At 66.6% G+C, this 13,762-nt stretch carries 13 protein-coding genes; 6 read left to right on the top strand and 7 right to left on the bottom strand.

The window, feature by feature from the left end:
* Positions 1 to 43: 43 nt before the first annotated feature.
* Positions 44 to 937, bottom strand: coding sequence for a hypothetical protein (locus FVE89_RS04650; protein ID WP_160532967.1), 894 nt, complete (start codon positions 935 to 937; stop codon positions 44 to 46).
* A 680-nt stretch (positions 938 to 1,617) separates the two neighbouring features.
* On the opposite strand from FVE89_RS04650, the gene FVE89_RS04645 reads away from it, so the two are divergent.
* Positions 1,618 to 3,705 carry a glycosyltransferase gene (locus FVE89_RS04645; RefSeq protein WP_210254045.1) on the top strand — a complete coding sequence of 696 codons (2,088 nt, stop codon included), beginning with the start codon at positions 1,618 to 1,620 and terminating at the stop codon, positions 3,703 to 3,705.
* A gap of 228 nt (positions 3,706 to 3,933) precedes the next feature.
* On the opposite strand, the gene FVE89_RS31485 is transcribed toward FVE89_RS04645, so the two are convergent.
* Positions 3,934 to 4,650 carry a CatB-related O-acetyltransferase gene (locus tag FVE89_RS31485; RefSeq protein ID WP_160532965.1) on the bottom strand — a complete coding sequence of 239 codons (717 nt, stop codon included), beginning with the start codon at positions 4,648 to 4,650 and terminating at the stop codon, positions 3,934 to 3,936.
* Between the two features lie 402 nt (positions 4,651 to 5,052).
* Here FVE89_RS31485 and FVE89_RS04635 point away from each other — a divergent pair, with 402 nt between their 5' ends.
* Genes FVE89_RS04635 through FVE89_RS04625 form a run of 3 tightly spaced genes read left to right on the top strand, consistent with a single transcriptional unit; the run spans position 5,053 to position 7,598 of the window.
* Positions 5,053 to 5,676, top strand: a complete 624-nt coding sequence (locus FVE89_RS04635; protein ID WP_160532964.1) for a PadR family transcriptional regulator — start codon at positions 5,053 to 5,055, stop codon at positions 5,674 to 5,676.
* A gap of 27 nt (positions 5,677 to 5,703) precedes the next feature.
* Positions 5,704 to 6,627 (top strand): glycosyltransferase family 2 protein, encoded by a 924-nt coding sequence (locus tag FVE89_RS04630; protein ID WP_160532963.1) that lies wholly within the window; start codon positions 5,704 to 5,706, stop codon positions 6,625 to 6,627.
* Positions 6,624 to 7,598 (top strand): glycosyltransferase family 2 protein, encoded by a 975-nt coding sequence (locus tag FVE89_RS04625; protein WP_160532962.1) that lies wholly within the window; start codon positions 6,624 to 6,626, stop codon positions 7,596 to 7,598. Before FVE89_RS04630 ends, FVE89_RS04625 begins: the two co-directional genes overlap by 4 nt.
* On the opposite strand, the gene rutD is transcribed toward FVE89_RS04625, so the two are convergent.
* The 4 genes from rutD to rutA form a co-directional block, all read right to left on the bottom strand.
* A complete protein-coding gene (rutD, locus tag FVE89_RS04620) occupies positions 7,558 to 8,352 on the bottom strand; it encodes a pyrimidine utilization protein D (RefSeq protein ID WP_160532961.1) in 795 nt (264 codons plus the stop codon). The genes FVE89_RS04625 and rutD overlap by 41 nt on opposite strands.
* Positions 8,353 to 8,359: 7 nt before the next feature.
* On the bottom strand, positions 8,360 to 8,746 hold the full coding sequence (gene rutC / locus FVE89_RS04615; protein ID WP_160532960.1) for a pyrimidine utilization protein C: 387 nt from the start codon (positions 8,744 to 8,746) through the stop codon (positions 8,360 to 8,362).
* Positions 8,747 to 8,859: 113 nt separating this feature from the next.
* Positions 8,860 to 9,621, bottom strand: a complete 762-nt coding sequence (gene rutB / locus FVE89_RS04610) for a pyrimidine utilization protein B (protein ID WP_160532959.1) — start codon at positions 9,619 to 9,621, stop codon at positions 8,860 to 8,862.
* A complete protein-coding gene (rutA, locus tag FVE89_RS04605) occupies positions 9,621 to 10,712 on the bottom strand; it encodes a pyrimidine utilization protein A (protein WP_160533032.1) in 1,092 nt (363 codons plus the stop codon). Before rutA ends, rutB begins: the two co-directional genes overlap by 1 nt.
* Before the next feature lie 501 nt (positions 10,713 to 11,213).
* Here rutA and FVE89_RS04600 point away from each other — a divergent pair.
* Positions 11,214 to 11,627, top strand: a complete 414-nt coding sequence (locus tag FVE89_RS04600; protein WP_160532958.1) for a DUF4864 domain-containing protein — start codon at positions 11,214 to 11,216, stop codon at positions 11,625 to 11,627.
* A gap of 51 nt (positions 11,628 to 11,678) precedes the next feature.
* Here the strand turns inward: FVE89_RS04600 and FVE89_RS04595 are convergent, their stop codons facing one another.
* Entirely contained in the window at positions 11,679 to 12,053 is a 375-nt protein-coding gene (locus FVE89_RS04595; RefSeq protein ID WP_160532957.1) for a hypothetical protein, read from the bottom strand.
* Between the two features lie 296 nt (positions 12,054 to 12,349).
* Between FVE89_RS04595 and thrC the strand changes: the two genes are divergently transcribed.
* Positions 12,350 to 13,762: a threonine synthase gene (thrC, locus tag FVE89_RS04590; RefSeq protein WP_160532956.1), complete on the top strand. Its 1,413-nt coding sequence runs from the start codon at positions 12,350 to 12,352 to the stop codon at positions 13,760 to 13,762.

The following is a 13,762-nucleotide window of genomic DNA, read 5'->3' as shown; positions in this document are numbered from 1 at the left end:
CTTGGTGCGAATTTCCTGCCCTCAGGAATGGCCGGAACGCCCGTCAACCTTCCAATCTCTGAAGGAGGGATGCAAATAAATTGTCTTGTTCTGAATTTGATTTTACGAGAGATGAAAGTACGATCTTATGGTGTCTCAGATAGTCGACTAATATTGTAAATCCTGAAAACACAGAATGGTAGATGTTGTTCTGTAGCCGAAATCGAAAGAATCGCGTCGAAAACGACAACGTCAGCAAATCCAGGATTGCATCAGTGTTTCTGCCGAAGACGGTCTCTTGATTTTGGACAAAATGAAGAGGCATTCCGGAATCGTTTGATAGATCTGAAAAATATATCACATTGCTCCGTCCAAGGATCTCGGCGCAGGCTTCTCGACACACAGCATCGTCTGTCGCAATGAAGACAGGCGGTGAGAGCAGATGCTTGATGCCACTGATGGCGTTGACATAATCCGTCTTGTAGTCGGTGTTTCGAATATGGACGCCGCAATAAGGTCTTCCTATGATGCGTATTCTTTCGGCAAGCGCATCGACGAGCTGGCTGTTCAGCTTCAACCGCGACATGGCTGCGACTGCGGTCGGCCCCCCATTTTGCGCGTGATGTAGGACAATCTGCTCATCATACGTCCTCGTAAAATCGAACGAGAGGCGCACGCCGGTTTCCGTATCGATCCAATTGGCTGCCGCAGCGCTCCACTTGGGCGTATAGGACGTGATACGTCCCGTCAGTTCGCGGGGAAAGACGGACATCGCGTCCAGGTCGGGATCAAGCAAATTCGAGTCGACGATCAATCTGTTCCATCGACTGCCGAAGTATTTCGAAAAATTATCTCTAAAATGCATTGACTTTTTATAAGAAGTATCGACAAAGACGCGCCGGTCTGATCGCTCTGCATAGCGACAGGCGGCCTCGATTTGGCAAAGCATATCGTTCAAGCCGCCATCAGGTCTGCAAAGGACAAATTTTTCTGATGTCATTGGAAGATGGTTTCGTATTTTGGCTTTGAGCTGCGAATATTATTCCGCTCAGGGACAGATATATCTTAGGACCTGATCATGAGCGATAGGTTGTCGATCGCCAATTATGGGCACCTATGATTGATTTGTCAACGCCGTATCCTGGAGATTATGGGACAAAATAATATAAATACATGCAAGCCAACTGATATAGTCTCCTTTAATGGGAATTCTTTTGTTGATGTATTAAAAATTGTGCCGATTCGAAGGCCAATATATTCGTAAGATGCTGCAGGCAACATATTCTGCGCATAAATAAATTGCTGTCGCAGAGTTAAAAGGTCTATGGAGAGATATGACGCGCCCCTTCTGGTAAATTTTCAATACAAAATCTTCGAATGAAAATATTCTTGCTTTAATGTTGCCACCTGAACTTGACGCGTATGAGCGTAATTTCTATGTCGTTTTAATTTAAATTTCGAATTTCGGAAAAATGAGTGTCGAAGGCAAGCGGATTTCTGTTTGATAGACTGTGGCCAGCCTCGCGCAAGCACAGACTCATTATGACATCGCGTGCTGGAATGGGCCAACTTCTGATGGCTGGAGCTGGCTTCGATCTATGTTGGCGCATCATAAGTCATAAGTATTGAGCGTATCAGATGACTATTGCTGTAGTTATGCCGTATTTCAAGGAAGATGTTGAAGAGCTAATGATTGCGCATCGAAGCGTATCGCAGCAGATCAGGGCGGCGCGGCATATCATCGTTGCGGATGGCCACCCAAATCCTGCGATTTCTGCTTGGGCCTGCGAACACATTATCTTGCCATCTGCCCACCGCGATGCGGGCAATTTCGCTCGGGGAATCGGCGCCCTGCATGCGTTTCAGACGGGCGCCGAGTATGTCTGTTTTTTGGATGCGGACAATTGGCTTGAAAACAATCATGTCTCCAGTCTTTACGAGCACATCGTCAATTCCGGGGCAGATATAGGTGTTAGTCGAAGAATTCTTCGGCGCTTGGATCGGAGCGTCCTCGATCCATTCGATTGGGAAAGTGACGGAGCACAGTTCGCTGACACGGGGACTGTCATGCTCAGTCGATCGGCCCTCGACATTGCGGCGCTGTGGGCGACGATGCCGGTCCAGCTGAGCGGCGCCGGAGACCGAGTCATCTGGGCGGCGATCAGCCAGCGCGGGTTTCGTGTTGTCCGGACGGAACAGGCGACGACGAACTATAAGACGAAGTGGGCCGTCCATTATACGGGGCGCGGAGAAGCGCCGCCGCCCGGCACCGTCGACTTGAGCTACGTCCGATCGGCCCATGAATATTGGCGCACCCTGCCGGAGGCGGACCGGAGCCGACTCCTGTTGGGTCGGCCTCACGCGTCCGTTCCGGACACGGCGGGACAGCCTCAGACAAGGATTCGGTCCGATGACGGGGACGTTCGAGCGTCTCGCGCCGACCCACCCGGGAAACTTCGTACCGTGTCTGATCAACTCCATGTGGCTATCGACGCGCGCGTCCCCCTCGGATCGACGGGCGGCGTGGCGGAGGTCATTCACGGGCTGATCACGCACCTTCACCATTTGTCTGCCGACGACTTTCGCTTCTCGCTCATCGTCGACACGCCGGAACGCTACGATCTGCGCGCGATCCTGCCGGAACACTGCGGCCTGTTACCGGTGAATGTGGCAGATCTTCCGGTCCGCACGCGAGACGCCAAGCTGATCGGCACGCCGGTGACGAAACGTGTCTTCAAGTTTGAGGAAGACACCAAAGCTGTTCGCGTCAATTTCCGAGACGCGACTGGTTTCCTGCGTGCCGCGGGCGTCGCCGTGGTGCATTCCCTCGCGCAGTCTGCGCTCGATTCTGACCTGCCGCTTCTATACCATCCGCATGATCTGCAGCATCTCCATCTGCCGCAATTCTTTTCCGATGGAGAGATCGAGCAACGTGAGATCTTATATCAATATTTCTGTCAGTCGGCAAAAATCGTACCGGTGGCATCGCGATGGATTGCTGAAGACCTTCAACGGCAGTACCGTCTACCGCCCGAGAAGCTGCCTATCATCCCCCTCGCTCCGCCTGCTGCCGACCGCACCCCTCCGACCGCGGCTGAGATGCGGGCCATCTGTGATCGCCTGCGGGTTCAGCCGAGCGGCTTCCTGCTCTACCCGGCGGCCGGCTGGGAGCACAAGAACCACATCGGCCTCTTGGAAGCGGCCGCAATTCTGCGCTCACAGGGTATCGAACCGCCCCTGATGGTCTTCACAGGAGCCTTCAAATCGTTTTCTTTGCAGGTGTTGGAGCGAGCGGCTGCGCTGAACGTAACTGACTGCATCCGGTGGGCGGGATACATCACACAGCGCGATCTGGTGCTGCTCTATCATCTGGCCCGCGGCGTCGTCGTGCCGACGAAGTTCGAGGCCGGCAGCTGTCCGATTTGGGAGGCCTTCAACATCGGATGCCCCGTGGCTTCCTCCAACGTCACCTCTCTGCCGTCGCTGACCAACGGTGGTGCGCTCCTCTTCGATCCCAACAATAGCGGAGAGATTGCTTCGGCCATTTTCAGGTTGTGGTCGGAAGCTCCGCTCCGTGAGCAACTCGCCGCACGGGGGCGGGAAGTCGTGGCGCCGCACACGGGAGAATCGATGGTCCGGCGTTTCGGTGTACTTTACCGCCGGGCCGCCGGCCGACTCCTGAGCAGGGCCGACGAGGCACTGCTCGCAGCTGGGCCAATCGTCTGACCCAGTGATGCGGGCACGCGGATTTTGAGCATCGTGCCGGTCTCGATTTTCGGCACGATGCTGCGGAGCGTACTCTGCCAGAGTGGATGCTGATGCGACGCTGAACGCCTGTAAGACCGAGACCCATACCCTGCGTCCGGTGGCGTTACCTATCCCGCGGTGTGCCCCCTCACGCAGTAACAGTCGGGTACTCTGCAACGGCCTCGATTGCCCCTCGATCGTACCGCATCACCTGGGCACCAGCGACTGGAGCGCAATCATCTCCGGCCGGTATTCCTGCATCCCGCTGGCGATCCGCTCTTCCACGGCGTCGAGGAATTGTTCGGGGTCGGTGATCGAGCACTGGCGCAGGTCCCAGAAGGCGTAGCGCCACCATTGCACCTTCAGGTAGCGCTCGATCAGCGCGTCGGGGAAGCGCATCTTCACGACCCGGGCCGGGCTGCCGGCTACGATCGCGTAGGGCGGCACGTCCTTGGTCACCACCGCCATCGCGCCGACCACTGCCCCGTCGCCGATCGTGATGTCGGGCATCAGGAAGGCGCCGTGGCCGATATAGACGTCGTTGCCGATGCGCACGCGCTTGGGCCAGAGATACGGCCCGCAGATCTCGTAATCCTCCGCCCGCGGGTCGAGGCGGTCGAACACCGCCGAATGGTGCGTGTAGAACAGCGGCGAGGTCGAGCCGCACTGGACCGGGTGGCTGCCGCGCCCGACCTGCACGCTCTCGCCGATCGAGCAGTAGCGGGCAATGTCGGCGCCGAAATAATAGCCGCTCACCGCGTACGAGAACGCCCCCATGGTGAGGCAGTAATCGACGCCCATCCACTTGATGCTGCATGGCGGCTCGAAGGTGCAGTCCTCCGGCAGGCCGAACGGGGCCGGATGCAGCACCGAGATGCCCCGCCGCAGCATCTCCTGCTTCATGTCCTCGTTGACGGAGATCATGCGGCGTCCTCGTCGATGGGGCGTTGGATCCCGGCCGGCTCCGGGGGGCGGCCCCGATCCGTCCGATCGGAGCCGCGGCGCGTGCCGGGCCTTCGCGCAGACGCGTTCACCGCGTGCCGCCCCGGGGCGCCGTCGCCGCGTGGATCTCGGATCGGGTCGGGGATCGGATCATGGGCGACTGTCGGGACGAGGCGGGTGTGCTGGGCCGGTGGCATCGGTGAGCCGCCGCACTAACCGAACCGGCAGAGCCCGTAAACCGTGGGCGACCCTATGAGGCCGCGTCCCGATTCGGTCGCTCCGGCCGTTCCCACCGCCTCGGATCTCGCGTCGCCACCCGCCTCTTGCTGACGGTCAGATATCGATATATCGATACGTTCGACATATCGAAAGTGAGTCGGCATCATGCATCCTGATGTCCCGCACCCCTGCCGCACCGATCCCTTCGACGCCTGCCGCTTCCGCGCCCATCGGGGCCCGATGGGGGGTGATCACCGGGGGCGGCACGGGCATCCCGGCCGCGGACCCGGCGACCGCCGGATGGTCGGCCGCGGTGGCCGCGGCGACCTCGCCCGCTTCTTCGCCCATGGCGACCTGCGGCTCGTGATCCTCCACCTGATCGCCGAGAAGCCACGGCACGGCTACGAGATCATCAAGGCCATCGAGGAGCGGGTCGGCGGCGCCTACAGCCCGAGCCCCGGCACGGTCTATCCGACGCTGACGCTGCTGGAGGAACTCGGCCACGTCACGGTCACCCCCGGGGAGGGCACCAAGCGGCTGCACACGATCACCCCGGAGGGTCAGGCCGTCCTCAACGGCAACCGTCCGACCCTGGACGCCATCCTCGCCCGCATGGCCGAGGCCGAGGCCGCCCGGGGCGACGGGCCGCCGCCCTCCCTGGTGCGCGCCAAGGAGGGGCTGAAGCTCGCCCTGCAGATGCGCCTCGCCCGCGGGCCGCTCAGCGCCGAGCAGACCGCCGCCATCACGGCCGCCCTGGAGGCGGCGACCGCCGCGGTGGAGCAGGCGTGAGCCGTCACCAGCCGCGCCGGAGCCCGCATGGTGCCTGATCCGCGATCCGGCCGCCTCGCCCTCGGCGTGACCCTGTTCCGGCCGGGCCCGGATCAGGTGGAGCGCGTCCTCACCCAAGCCGCGGTCGCGGGCGCCACGGTGATCGCCTTCGACAATGGCGGTCTCGCTGCCGGGGACGCGGCGCGCCTCGCTCAGGCCGGCGTGAGCCTGCTGTCGGCAGGGCGCAATATCGGCATCGCGGCGGCGCTCAACCGGATTGCCGACGCGGCCCGGGACGCGGGGGCGGAGACGCTCCTGCTCCTCGATCAGGATGCCGAGCCGCCCGAAAACCTCGCCGCCGGGCTGCTCGCCGCCCTCAGCCAGCTGCGGCGCGCCGGGATCCCGGCCGCGGTGGTGGGCCCCGCCCCGGCGCCGGCTCCCGGCCACAAGGCGCCGGCCTATCCGCGCCGCCCCGGCATGCCGGAGACCGGCGCCCTCGCCCCGGTGCAGTTCCTGGCGACCTCCGGTTCGTTGATCGATCTCGCCGCGTTCGACCGGGTCGGCCCGTTCCGGGCCGACTTCTTCATCGACGGGGTCGAGCTCGAATGGTGCTTTCGCGCCTGGAGCCTCGGCTTGGGTTGCTACGTTGCCCGCGACGTCGCGATCCCCCACCGGGTCGGCGGCGGCGTGATCCGGGCTTTTGGACTCGCGATGCCGCGCCAGCCCCTGTTCCGCATGGCGACCTACCTGCGCAACGCGGTCTATGCGTGGCGGCTGCCGCACCTGCCGCTGCGCTGGAAGCTCGCCCAGGCCGCCTACCTGCCCCTCCAGGCCGGGCTGTACTGGGCGGATTCGAGCTTCCGGCCCGCCGTGCTGCTGCGACTCCTTGGAGCCGCCCGCGACGGCGCCCTCGGCCGCCTCGGGCCGCCCGAGGATCTGCCCAAGGATCTGCTGCCCGAGGATCTGCCGTGACCGACCGCCCTGCCCGCTCCCCGGTCGTGGACGTGGTGATCGTCAACTGGAACGGGGGTGCGCTGCTGCGCGCCTGCCTCGCGAGCCTCGCAGGCGTGCAGGATGCCGAATCCGTTCAGGTGATCGTGGTGGACAACGCGTCCGCCGACGGCTCGGTCGAGGATCTGCCCCCCCTGCCCCGCCCTCTTCGGCTGATCCGGAATTCCAAAAATCTCGGCTTCGGCCGGGCCTGCGACCAGGGTGCCGCCGCGGGCGAGGCCCCGGCGATCCTGTTCCTCAACCCCGACACGCAGGTGGAGCCCGACGCCCTGGGGCAGGCCTTGGGCGCCCTGCTGGCCGATCCGCGGACCGGGATCGTCGGCGCCCGGCTGGTCGATCCCGACGGGCGGACTGCGCGCTCCTGCGCCCGGGCGCCCACGGCGCTCGGCCTCCTCGGCCGGGCCCTGGCGCTCGACCGTCTGGGCCTCGTGCGCCCGCACTTCCTCCTCGAATGGGACCACGCGGAGGACCGCGCCGTCGATCAGGTGATGGGCGCCTTCCTGATGATCCGCCGCGACCTGTTCACGGCCCTCGGCGGGTTCGACCCGCGCTTCTTCGTCTACTGGGAGGATGCCGACCTCTGCACCCGCGCCCGGGTGGCGGGGTTTGCCGTGCGGCACGTGGCTGGGGCTGTCGTCCGCCATCTCGGGCAGGGCACGACCCGGCAGGTGCGGGCGCGGCGGCTGTTCTACTTCCTGCGCAGCCAGATCCTCTATGCCGGCAAGCACCACGGCGCCGCCGCGGCCCTGGCGCTGATCGCGGCGAGCTTCTGTGCGCAGGTGCCCCTGCGGCTCGCCCTGGCGCTCGCCCACCGCTCCCCGGCCGAGGCCGCCGAGGTGCTGCGCGCGGCCGCCCTCCTGGCCGCGGCCCTGCCGCAGCTCGCGGGTTCGCTCATGCGGGGCGATCGAGGAAGTCCAGCAGGGCACGGTTAAAGGCCTCCAGACAGGTCACGCTGTGGGCGTGGCCGCCCTCGGGGGCGAGGGCGAGGCGGGCCCGGGGCAGCGCCGCCGCGAGGCGCTCGGAGCGCGTATAGGGCACCAGGACGTCGTCCCGGGCGGCCATCACCAGGGTCTCGTGCGGGATGCGCCCGAGCCGGTCGGCGATCGCAAAGCGCTCCAGGGCGCCGATGCGCGTGAGCACGGTCTCGGCCCCGGGGAAATGCACCAGGGCGTGGGCCTCGTCGGCCGCGACCCGCTCTGCCTGGTCGGAGAGCCAGGGGGCCGGGTACAGGAAGATCGCCTGCGCCCGCACGAAGGCCTCCGGCCCGCCCCCGGCCAGGATCGCCCTGCGGGCCGCGAAGCAGCGGCGGGTGGCCGGGTCCAGGGCGTCCCAGCCGTTGATCACCACGATCCGCCCGACCCGCCCGGGTGCGGCGAGCGCCAACTGCAGGGCGATCAGGCCGCCCAGCGCGTGACCGACCACGTCGGCGCGGTCGATCCCGGCCGCGTCCAGCACTGCGAGCGCGTCCCGGGCCATGGCGGGGATGTCGTGATCCGGGCCGAGCCGGTCGGGCGACCGCCCGGTGCCGCGGTGATCGTAGGTCACCACCCGGAAGCGCGCCGTGAGCGCCGCCATCTGCGGCCCGAAATATCCGGCCCCGCCGCCGAGCCCCGGCGAGAGCAGCACCGGCCGCCCGTCCTCCGGGCCCGCCACGGCGTGGTACAGCGGGGCCGCGCCTCTGCTCATCGGGCGCTCATCGGCCGACATGCGCCACGGAGGCGATTTCCACGAGCGCGTCCGGCTTCACGAGGCCGCACTGGATGCAGTAGCGCGCCGGCTTCTCGCCCGGGAAATACTCCGCGTAGACGGCGTTGATCGCCGCGTAGTCAGCCCAGTCCTTCAGGAAGACGTGGTTGAAGGTCACGTCGTCCATCGTGCCGCCCGCGGCCTCGACCACGCCCTTGATGGTCTCCAGCACGTGGCGGGTCTGGGCGGCGGCGTCGCCGGCATGGACGACATTGGCTTCCGCATCCAGCGGTAGCGTGCCCGAGACGTAGAGCACCCCGTCGGCCTTCGTCCCCGGCACATAGGGGGCGAGCGGCTTACCGGTCCCCGGCGGAATGACGACCTGCTTCGGCATGCGCGTGCGCTCTCCCGTTCGACCTGTCGGCCGGGCCGGGCAGGCCGCGCGGGAGGCGCCGCGTCGGGCGGCGCGCGTGCATCCTGCCGGTACCGGCAGGATGCGGGATGCACTTATTCGGCCATATCGAGGTCGGCCGCATCAACCCCGGCGGGTGAGGCCGTCCCGAGGGCGGCCGCGAAGGCGGCGACGTCCGAGACCCAGCCGAAGAAGGTCTCGATGTTGGCGAGCGCCCCGTGGTGCAGGCTCTCCGGCCCGGCCTGATGCGTGGCGTCGGCCAGCACGATCCCGAAATATTCCCGGTGGAACCCGTCCCGCAGGGTCGATTCCACGCAGACGTTGGTGGCGATGCCGGTGAAGATCAGCGTGTTGATCCCCCGGGCGCGCAGCATGCTGTCGAGGGGCGTGTTGTAGAAGCCGCTGTAGCGCGGCTTGCCGATCGTCAGGTCGCCGGGCTCGGGCTTCAGGGCATCCACCAGCGCGTAATCCCAGGAGCCCTTGGCGAGGAGCCGCGCGTTCATCTCCGGATGCCGCCGCATGGTCTTGAGGGCGTTGGACTTGTGCCAGTTCGGCGAGCCCGGGCCGCCCGCCTCGACGTAGTCCGGATCCCAGCCATTCTGGAACCACAGGATCCGGATGCCCGCCGCCCGGGCCGCCGCTACGGCCCGGACGATCTGGGCGATCACCGGGCCGGTGCCCGACACGTCGAAGCCTGCGATGTCGAGGTAGCCGCCCGCGCTCGCATAGGCGTTCTGCACGTCCACGACGATCAGCACCGTGGCGGCGGGGTCGAAGGCGATCGGCTCAGGCCGGGCCGGCAGGACGGTGCTGCCGTGGCGGCCCTGGGGATCGCGATATCCGGCGGGGGCGTCCATCACGCGACCTCCGCCAGCGGCGCGGCGACGTGCCGACGGCTGCGCATCAGCGGCTGGATCCGGGTCCCGAACGCGTCGAGACCCTTGAGGAAATCATCGAACACCAGCAGCACGCCCTCCACCCCGTCGATGGTCATGATGTCGTCGAGCATCGCCGCCACGGTGGCGTAGCTGCCGACCAGCGTGCCCATGTTGAGGTTCACCGCCGAGGCGGGATCGGCGAGCTGGCGCACGTTGGTGTCGCCGCCGGACTTCGTGTCGGCCGCCCCCTGGAGGCCGAGCCACGCGATCGCCTCGGCATCGGCCCCGGCCCGGTAATGCTCCCAGGTGGCCATCGCGGCGGCGTCGGTCTCGTCGGCGATGATCATGAACAGGGCGTAGCAGGTGACCCGCCGCCCGGTCCTGGCGCGCGCCTCCGCCAGCTTCTCCACCACGGGGGCGAAGGCGGTCGGCGTGTTGAGCCCTTTCCCCAAGCAGAAGTTGTAGTCGGCATACTGCGCCGTGAAGGCCAGTCCCGCCCCGCTCTGGCCGGCGCAGATGATCTTCATCGGCGCCTGCGGCCGGGGGCTCAGCCGGCAATCGTTCATCTGGAAATAGGTGCCCTTGAGGTCGCTGGCCCCCGTTTCCCACAGCTCGCGCAAAACTTGAGCATACTCAGCCAAGTAGTCGTACCGCTTCGCGAAATGCGCATCGCCGGGCCAGAGGCCCATCTGGTCGTATTCCGGCTTCTGCCAGCCGGTGACGAGGTTCACGCCGAAGCGCCCGTCCGAGATCGAATCGATCGTCGCGGCCATCCGGGCGACGATCGCCGGCGGCAGGCACAGGGTCGCCGCGGTGGCGAACAGCTTGATCCGGGTGGTGACGGCGGCGAGCCCCGCCATCAGGGTGAACGATTCGAGGTTGTGGTCCCAGAACTCGGTCTTGCCGCCGAAGCCGCGCAGCTTGATCATCGACAGGGCGAAGTCGAGCCCGTAACCCTCTGCCTTCAGGGTGATCGCCTTGTTGAGCGCGAAGCTCGGGCGGTATTGCGGGGCGTTCTCCGAGATCAGCCAGCCATTGTTGCCGATCGGGATGAACACCCCGACGCTCATGGCCGGCGATCCGCCCGGCACCTCCCCGGCGGGATGCTCCGGGGCCCCAGGTCCCGCATCGGCCTCGCTCTGCGTCATCGGTCTGCACTCCACGCGACTCCGAGTCTCGGAGAACCGAGTCGGCCGGAGGGTTGCAAAACCGGGATGGGGGGTCAAACCCGCGGCGGTGTTTTGGCGGAAAAATGCCCCTCTTTTCAGCGACTTGCACAATCGAAGCGCGATACCTGCCCAGCGCATTCGCGCCTAAGCAGATTGGCGTCGACAAACCAGGGCTTCATCCGCTCACATCCCGGTTGGATCGCGGGTCCTCGTCGCGAAACCGTCCCTTTCGCGAAGCCCGTTCAGGGTCGGGGCATGCCGCGGGAGTGAAAACAGGTTTCGCGCGGTGGGTCGGCGACGTGTCGACTTGACGATCCGCGTCCAGATTGTCGGCGGCGGGACGGAGACCATTTTTCAAGGGACGATAACGAATATCGGATCCGTCCGGCTGGAGTGACCTCGATGCGCGCGTTACCCGCCCTCCTCCTCGTCCTCGGCCTCGTGGGACCGGCGGCGGCCGATGACGCCGCCCGCGCGGCGGCCCAGGCCACGATCACCCGGCAGGTCGAGGCGTTCGAGCGCGACGACGCGCCGGCGGCCTACGCCCAGGCGGCCCCGGCGATCCGCGAGCTCTTCCCGAACGCCGACCTGTTCATCGGCATGGTCCGCAACCAGTACCGCCCGGTCTACCGGCACCGCAGCTTCGTGTTCGGCGAGGGCCGGGACATCGGCGCCGACAGCGTTCTCCAGGCGGTGGCGATCCAGGACGAGTACGGCGTCGACTGGACCGCCGAGTACAGCCTCGCCCGGGACGCGGACGGGCAGTGGCGCATCACCGGCTGCCGCCTGATCAAGGCGCCGGGGACGAACGCCTGAAGCACGAACGCCTGAGGGACCCGCCGCCTTCGGGGCGGCGGGCCTGCGGCGTCACCGGGGTTCCGGCTTCAGCGTCGTGAGCTTGTCGAGCATCTGAAGGGTGATGTCGGCGCAGGCCTTCGTCGTGTCGTCGTCGGCGCATTTCACGTCGATGCGGGCATCGCCGCGCTCGATGATGAAATGCGCCCCCTTCGGCGGCGGCGGGGGCGGCGGAGGACCGTCGGCGTCGCGCTGCGGGCCTCCGGGCGGCGGGGGCGGCGCGTCGGCACCCGGGCCGCGGCGCGGACCGCCCGGGGGCGGCGGAGGCGGTGCGCCGGCCTCGGGGCCGGGCCGCGGGCCGCCGGGGGGCGGAGGCGGCGCCTGGGCGAAGGCCACGGTGCCGGACAGCAGGGCCGCGACGCCCGCGAGGGCGATGATTCGGGTCATGTCGGCTCTCTTCGAGGATGGATCGACCCCGCCGGCTCATCGCCGCCGGGTCGGCCGCTTCATGGGCGGCCTCCGCCGAACCGGCCCTGAACCGCCCCGTTCAGCCCCGGTTAAGAGCTCCTCACAAAACTCCCGGACACCGGACATGTCCCTCTGGTCGCGACAGCGCGGCGGGAGTTTTGTGAGAGGCTTTAAACCGGCCGCCCCGCTCTGCGGGCAGACCGGCCGCGCAGCTTCAGGCTTTCGACAGGCCCGCCGGCATCGTGTAGAGGGGGCGCCTTCCCTCGGAGGACCCTGTGCTCCACGTCTCGACTCGCGGCGAGGCCGCGCCGCTCTCGTTCTCGGACGCTTTGCTCGCGGGGCTTGCCCGCGACGGCGGGCTCTACGTGCCGCAGACCTGGCCGCAGATCGGCCGCTCGGAGATCGCCGCCCTGGCGGGCAGACCCTACGCGGAGGCCGCCAAGCGCGTCCTGCGCCCGCTGATCGACGGCGACATCGCCGCCCCGGACCTCGATCGGATGATCGACGCGGCCTACGCGACGTTCCGGCACCCGGCGGTCTGCCCGCTGACCCAGCTCGACGACAACCTGTTCCTGCTGGAGCTCTTCCACGGGCCGACGCTCGCCTTCAAGGACGTGGCGATGCAGCTGCTCGGGCGGCTGATGGACCACGTGCTGGCCGCGCGCGGCAGCCGCGCCACCATCGTGGGCGCGACCTCGGGCGATACCGGCTCGGCCGCCGTCGAGGCATTTGGCGGGCTCGACCGGGTCGACGTGTTCATCCTCTATCCCCACGGGCGGGTCTCTGAGGTGCAGCGGCGGCAGATGACCTCGGTGCCGGCCGACAACGTCCACGCGCTCGCGGTCGACGGCACGTTCGACGATTGCCAAAACCTCGTCAAAGCCCTGTTCCAGCACGCCGACTTCGCCGACGCGGTGCGGCTGTCGGGGGTCAACTCGATCAACTGGGCCCGGGTGGCGGCACAGGCGGTCTATTACTTCACCAGCGCGGTGGCTTTGGGCTCGCCCCACCGGCCGGTCTCCTTCGCGGTGCCGACCGGCAATTTCGGCGACGTGCTCGCGGGCTGGGTCGCCAAGCAGATGGGCCTGCCGGTCGGGCGGCTGATGATCGGCACCAACGCCAACGACATCCTGGTGCGCACCCTGGAGCACGGCGCCTACGAGCTGCGCGGCGTGGTGCCCACCACCTCGCCCTCCATGGACATCCAGATCTCCTCGAATTTCGAGCGTCTGCTGTTCGAGGCGCTGGGGCGCGACGCCTCCGCCCTGTCGCGGCTGATGGCCGGGCTGAAGCAGTCTGGCGGGTTCTCGCTGAGCCCCGAGGTGCTGGCGACGGTCCGTGCGGAGTTCGACGCCGTCGCGGTGCCGGAGCCCGACGTGATGGAGGAGATCGCCCTGACCCAGGCCGCCACCGGCGTGGTGCTCGATCCCCACAGCGCCATCGGCGTGCGGGCCGGTCGGCGCCTGCTGGAACAGGATCCAGCCACCCCAGTCGTCGCCCTCGGTACCGCGCACCCCGCAAAATTCCCCGACGCGGTCGCGAAGGCCACGGGCGGCCTGCGCCCGCCCCTGCCCCCGCACCTCGCCGATCTGATGGACCGGCCCGAGCGCCTGACCCGGGTGGCCAACGACCAGGCCGCCCTGGAAAAGCTCATCCGCGAGCGCGCCCGCATCACGAGGGGTGCGTGA

Origin of the sequence: Methylobacterium sp. 2A, assembly GCF_009806555.1 — a bacterium.
Taxonomy (GTDB): domain Bacteria; phylum Pseudomonadota; class Alphaproteobacteria; order Rhizobiales; family Beijerinckiaceae; genus Methylobacterium.
Note: the sequence above shows the minus strand (reverse complement) of the source record. Positions and strands in the feature narration are given on the sequence as shown.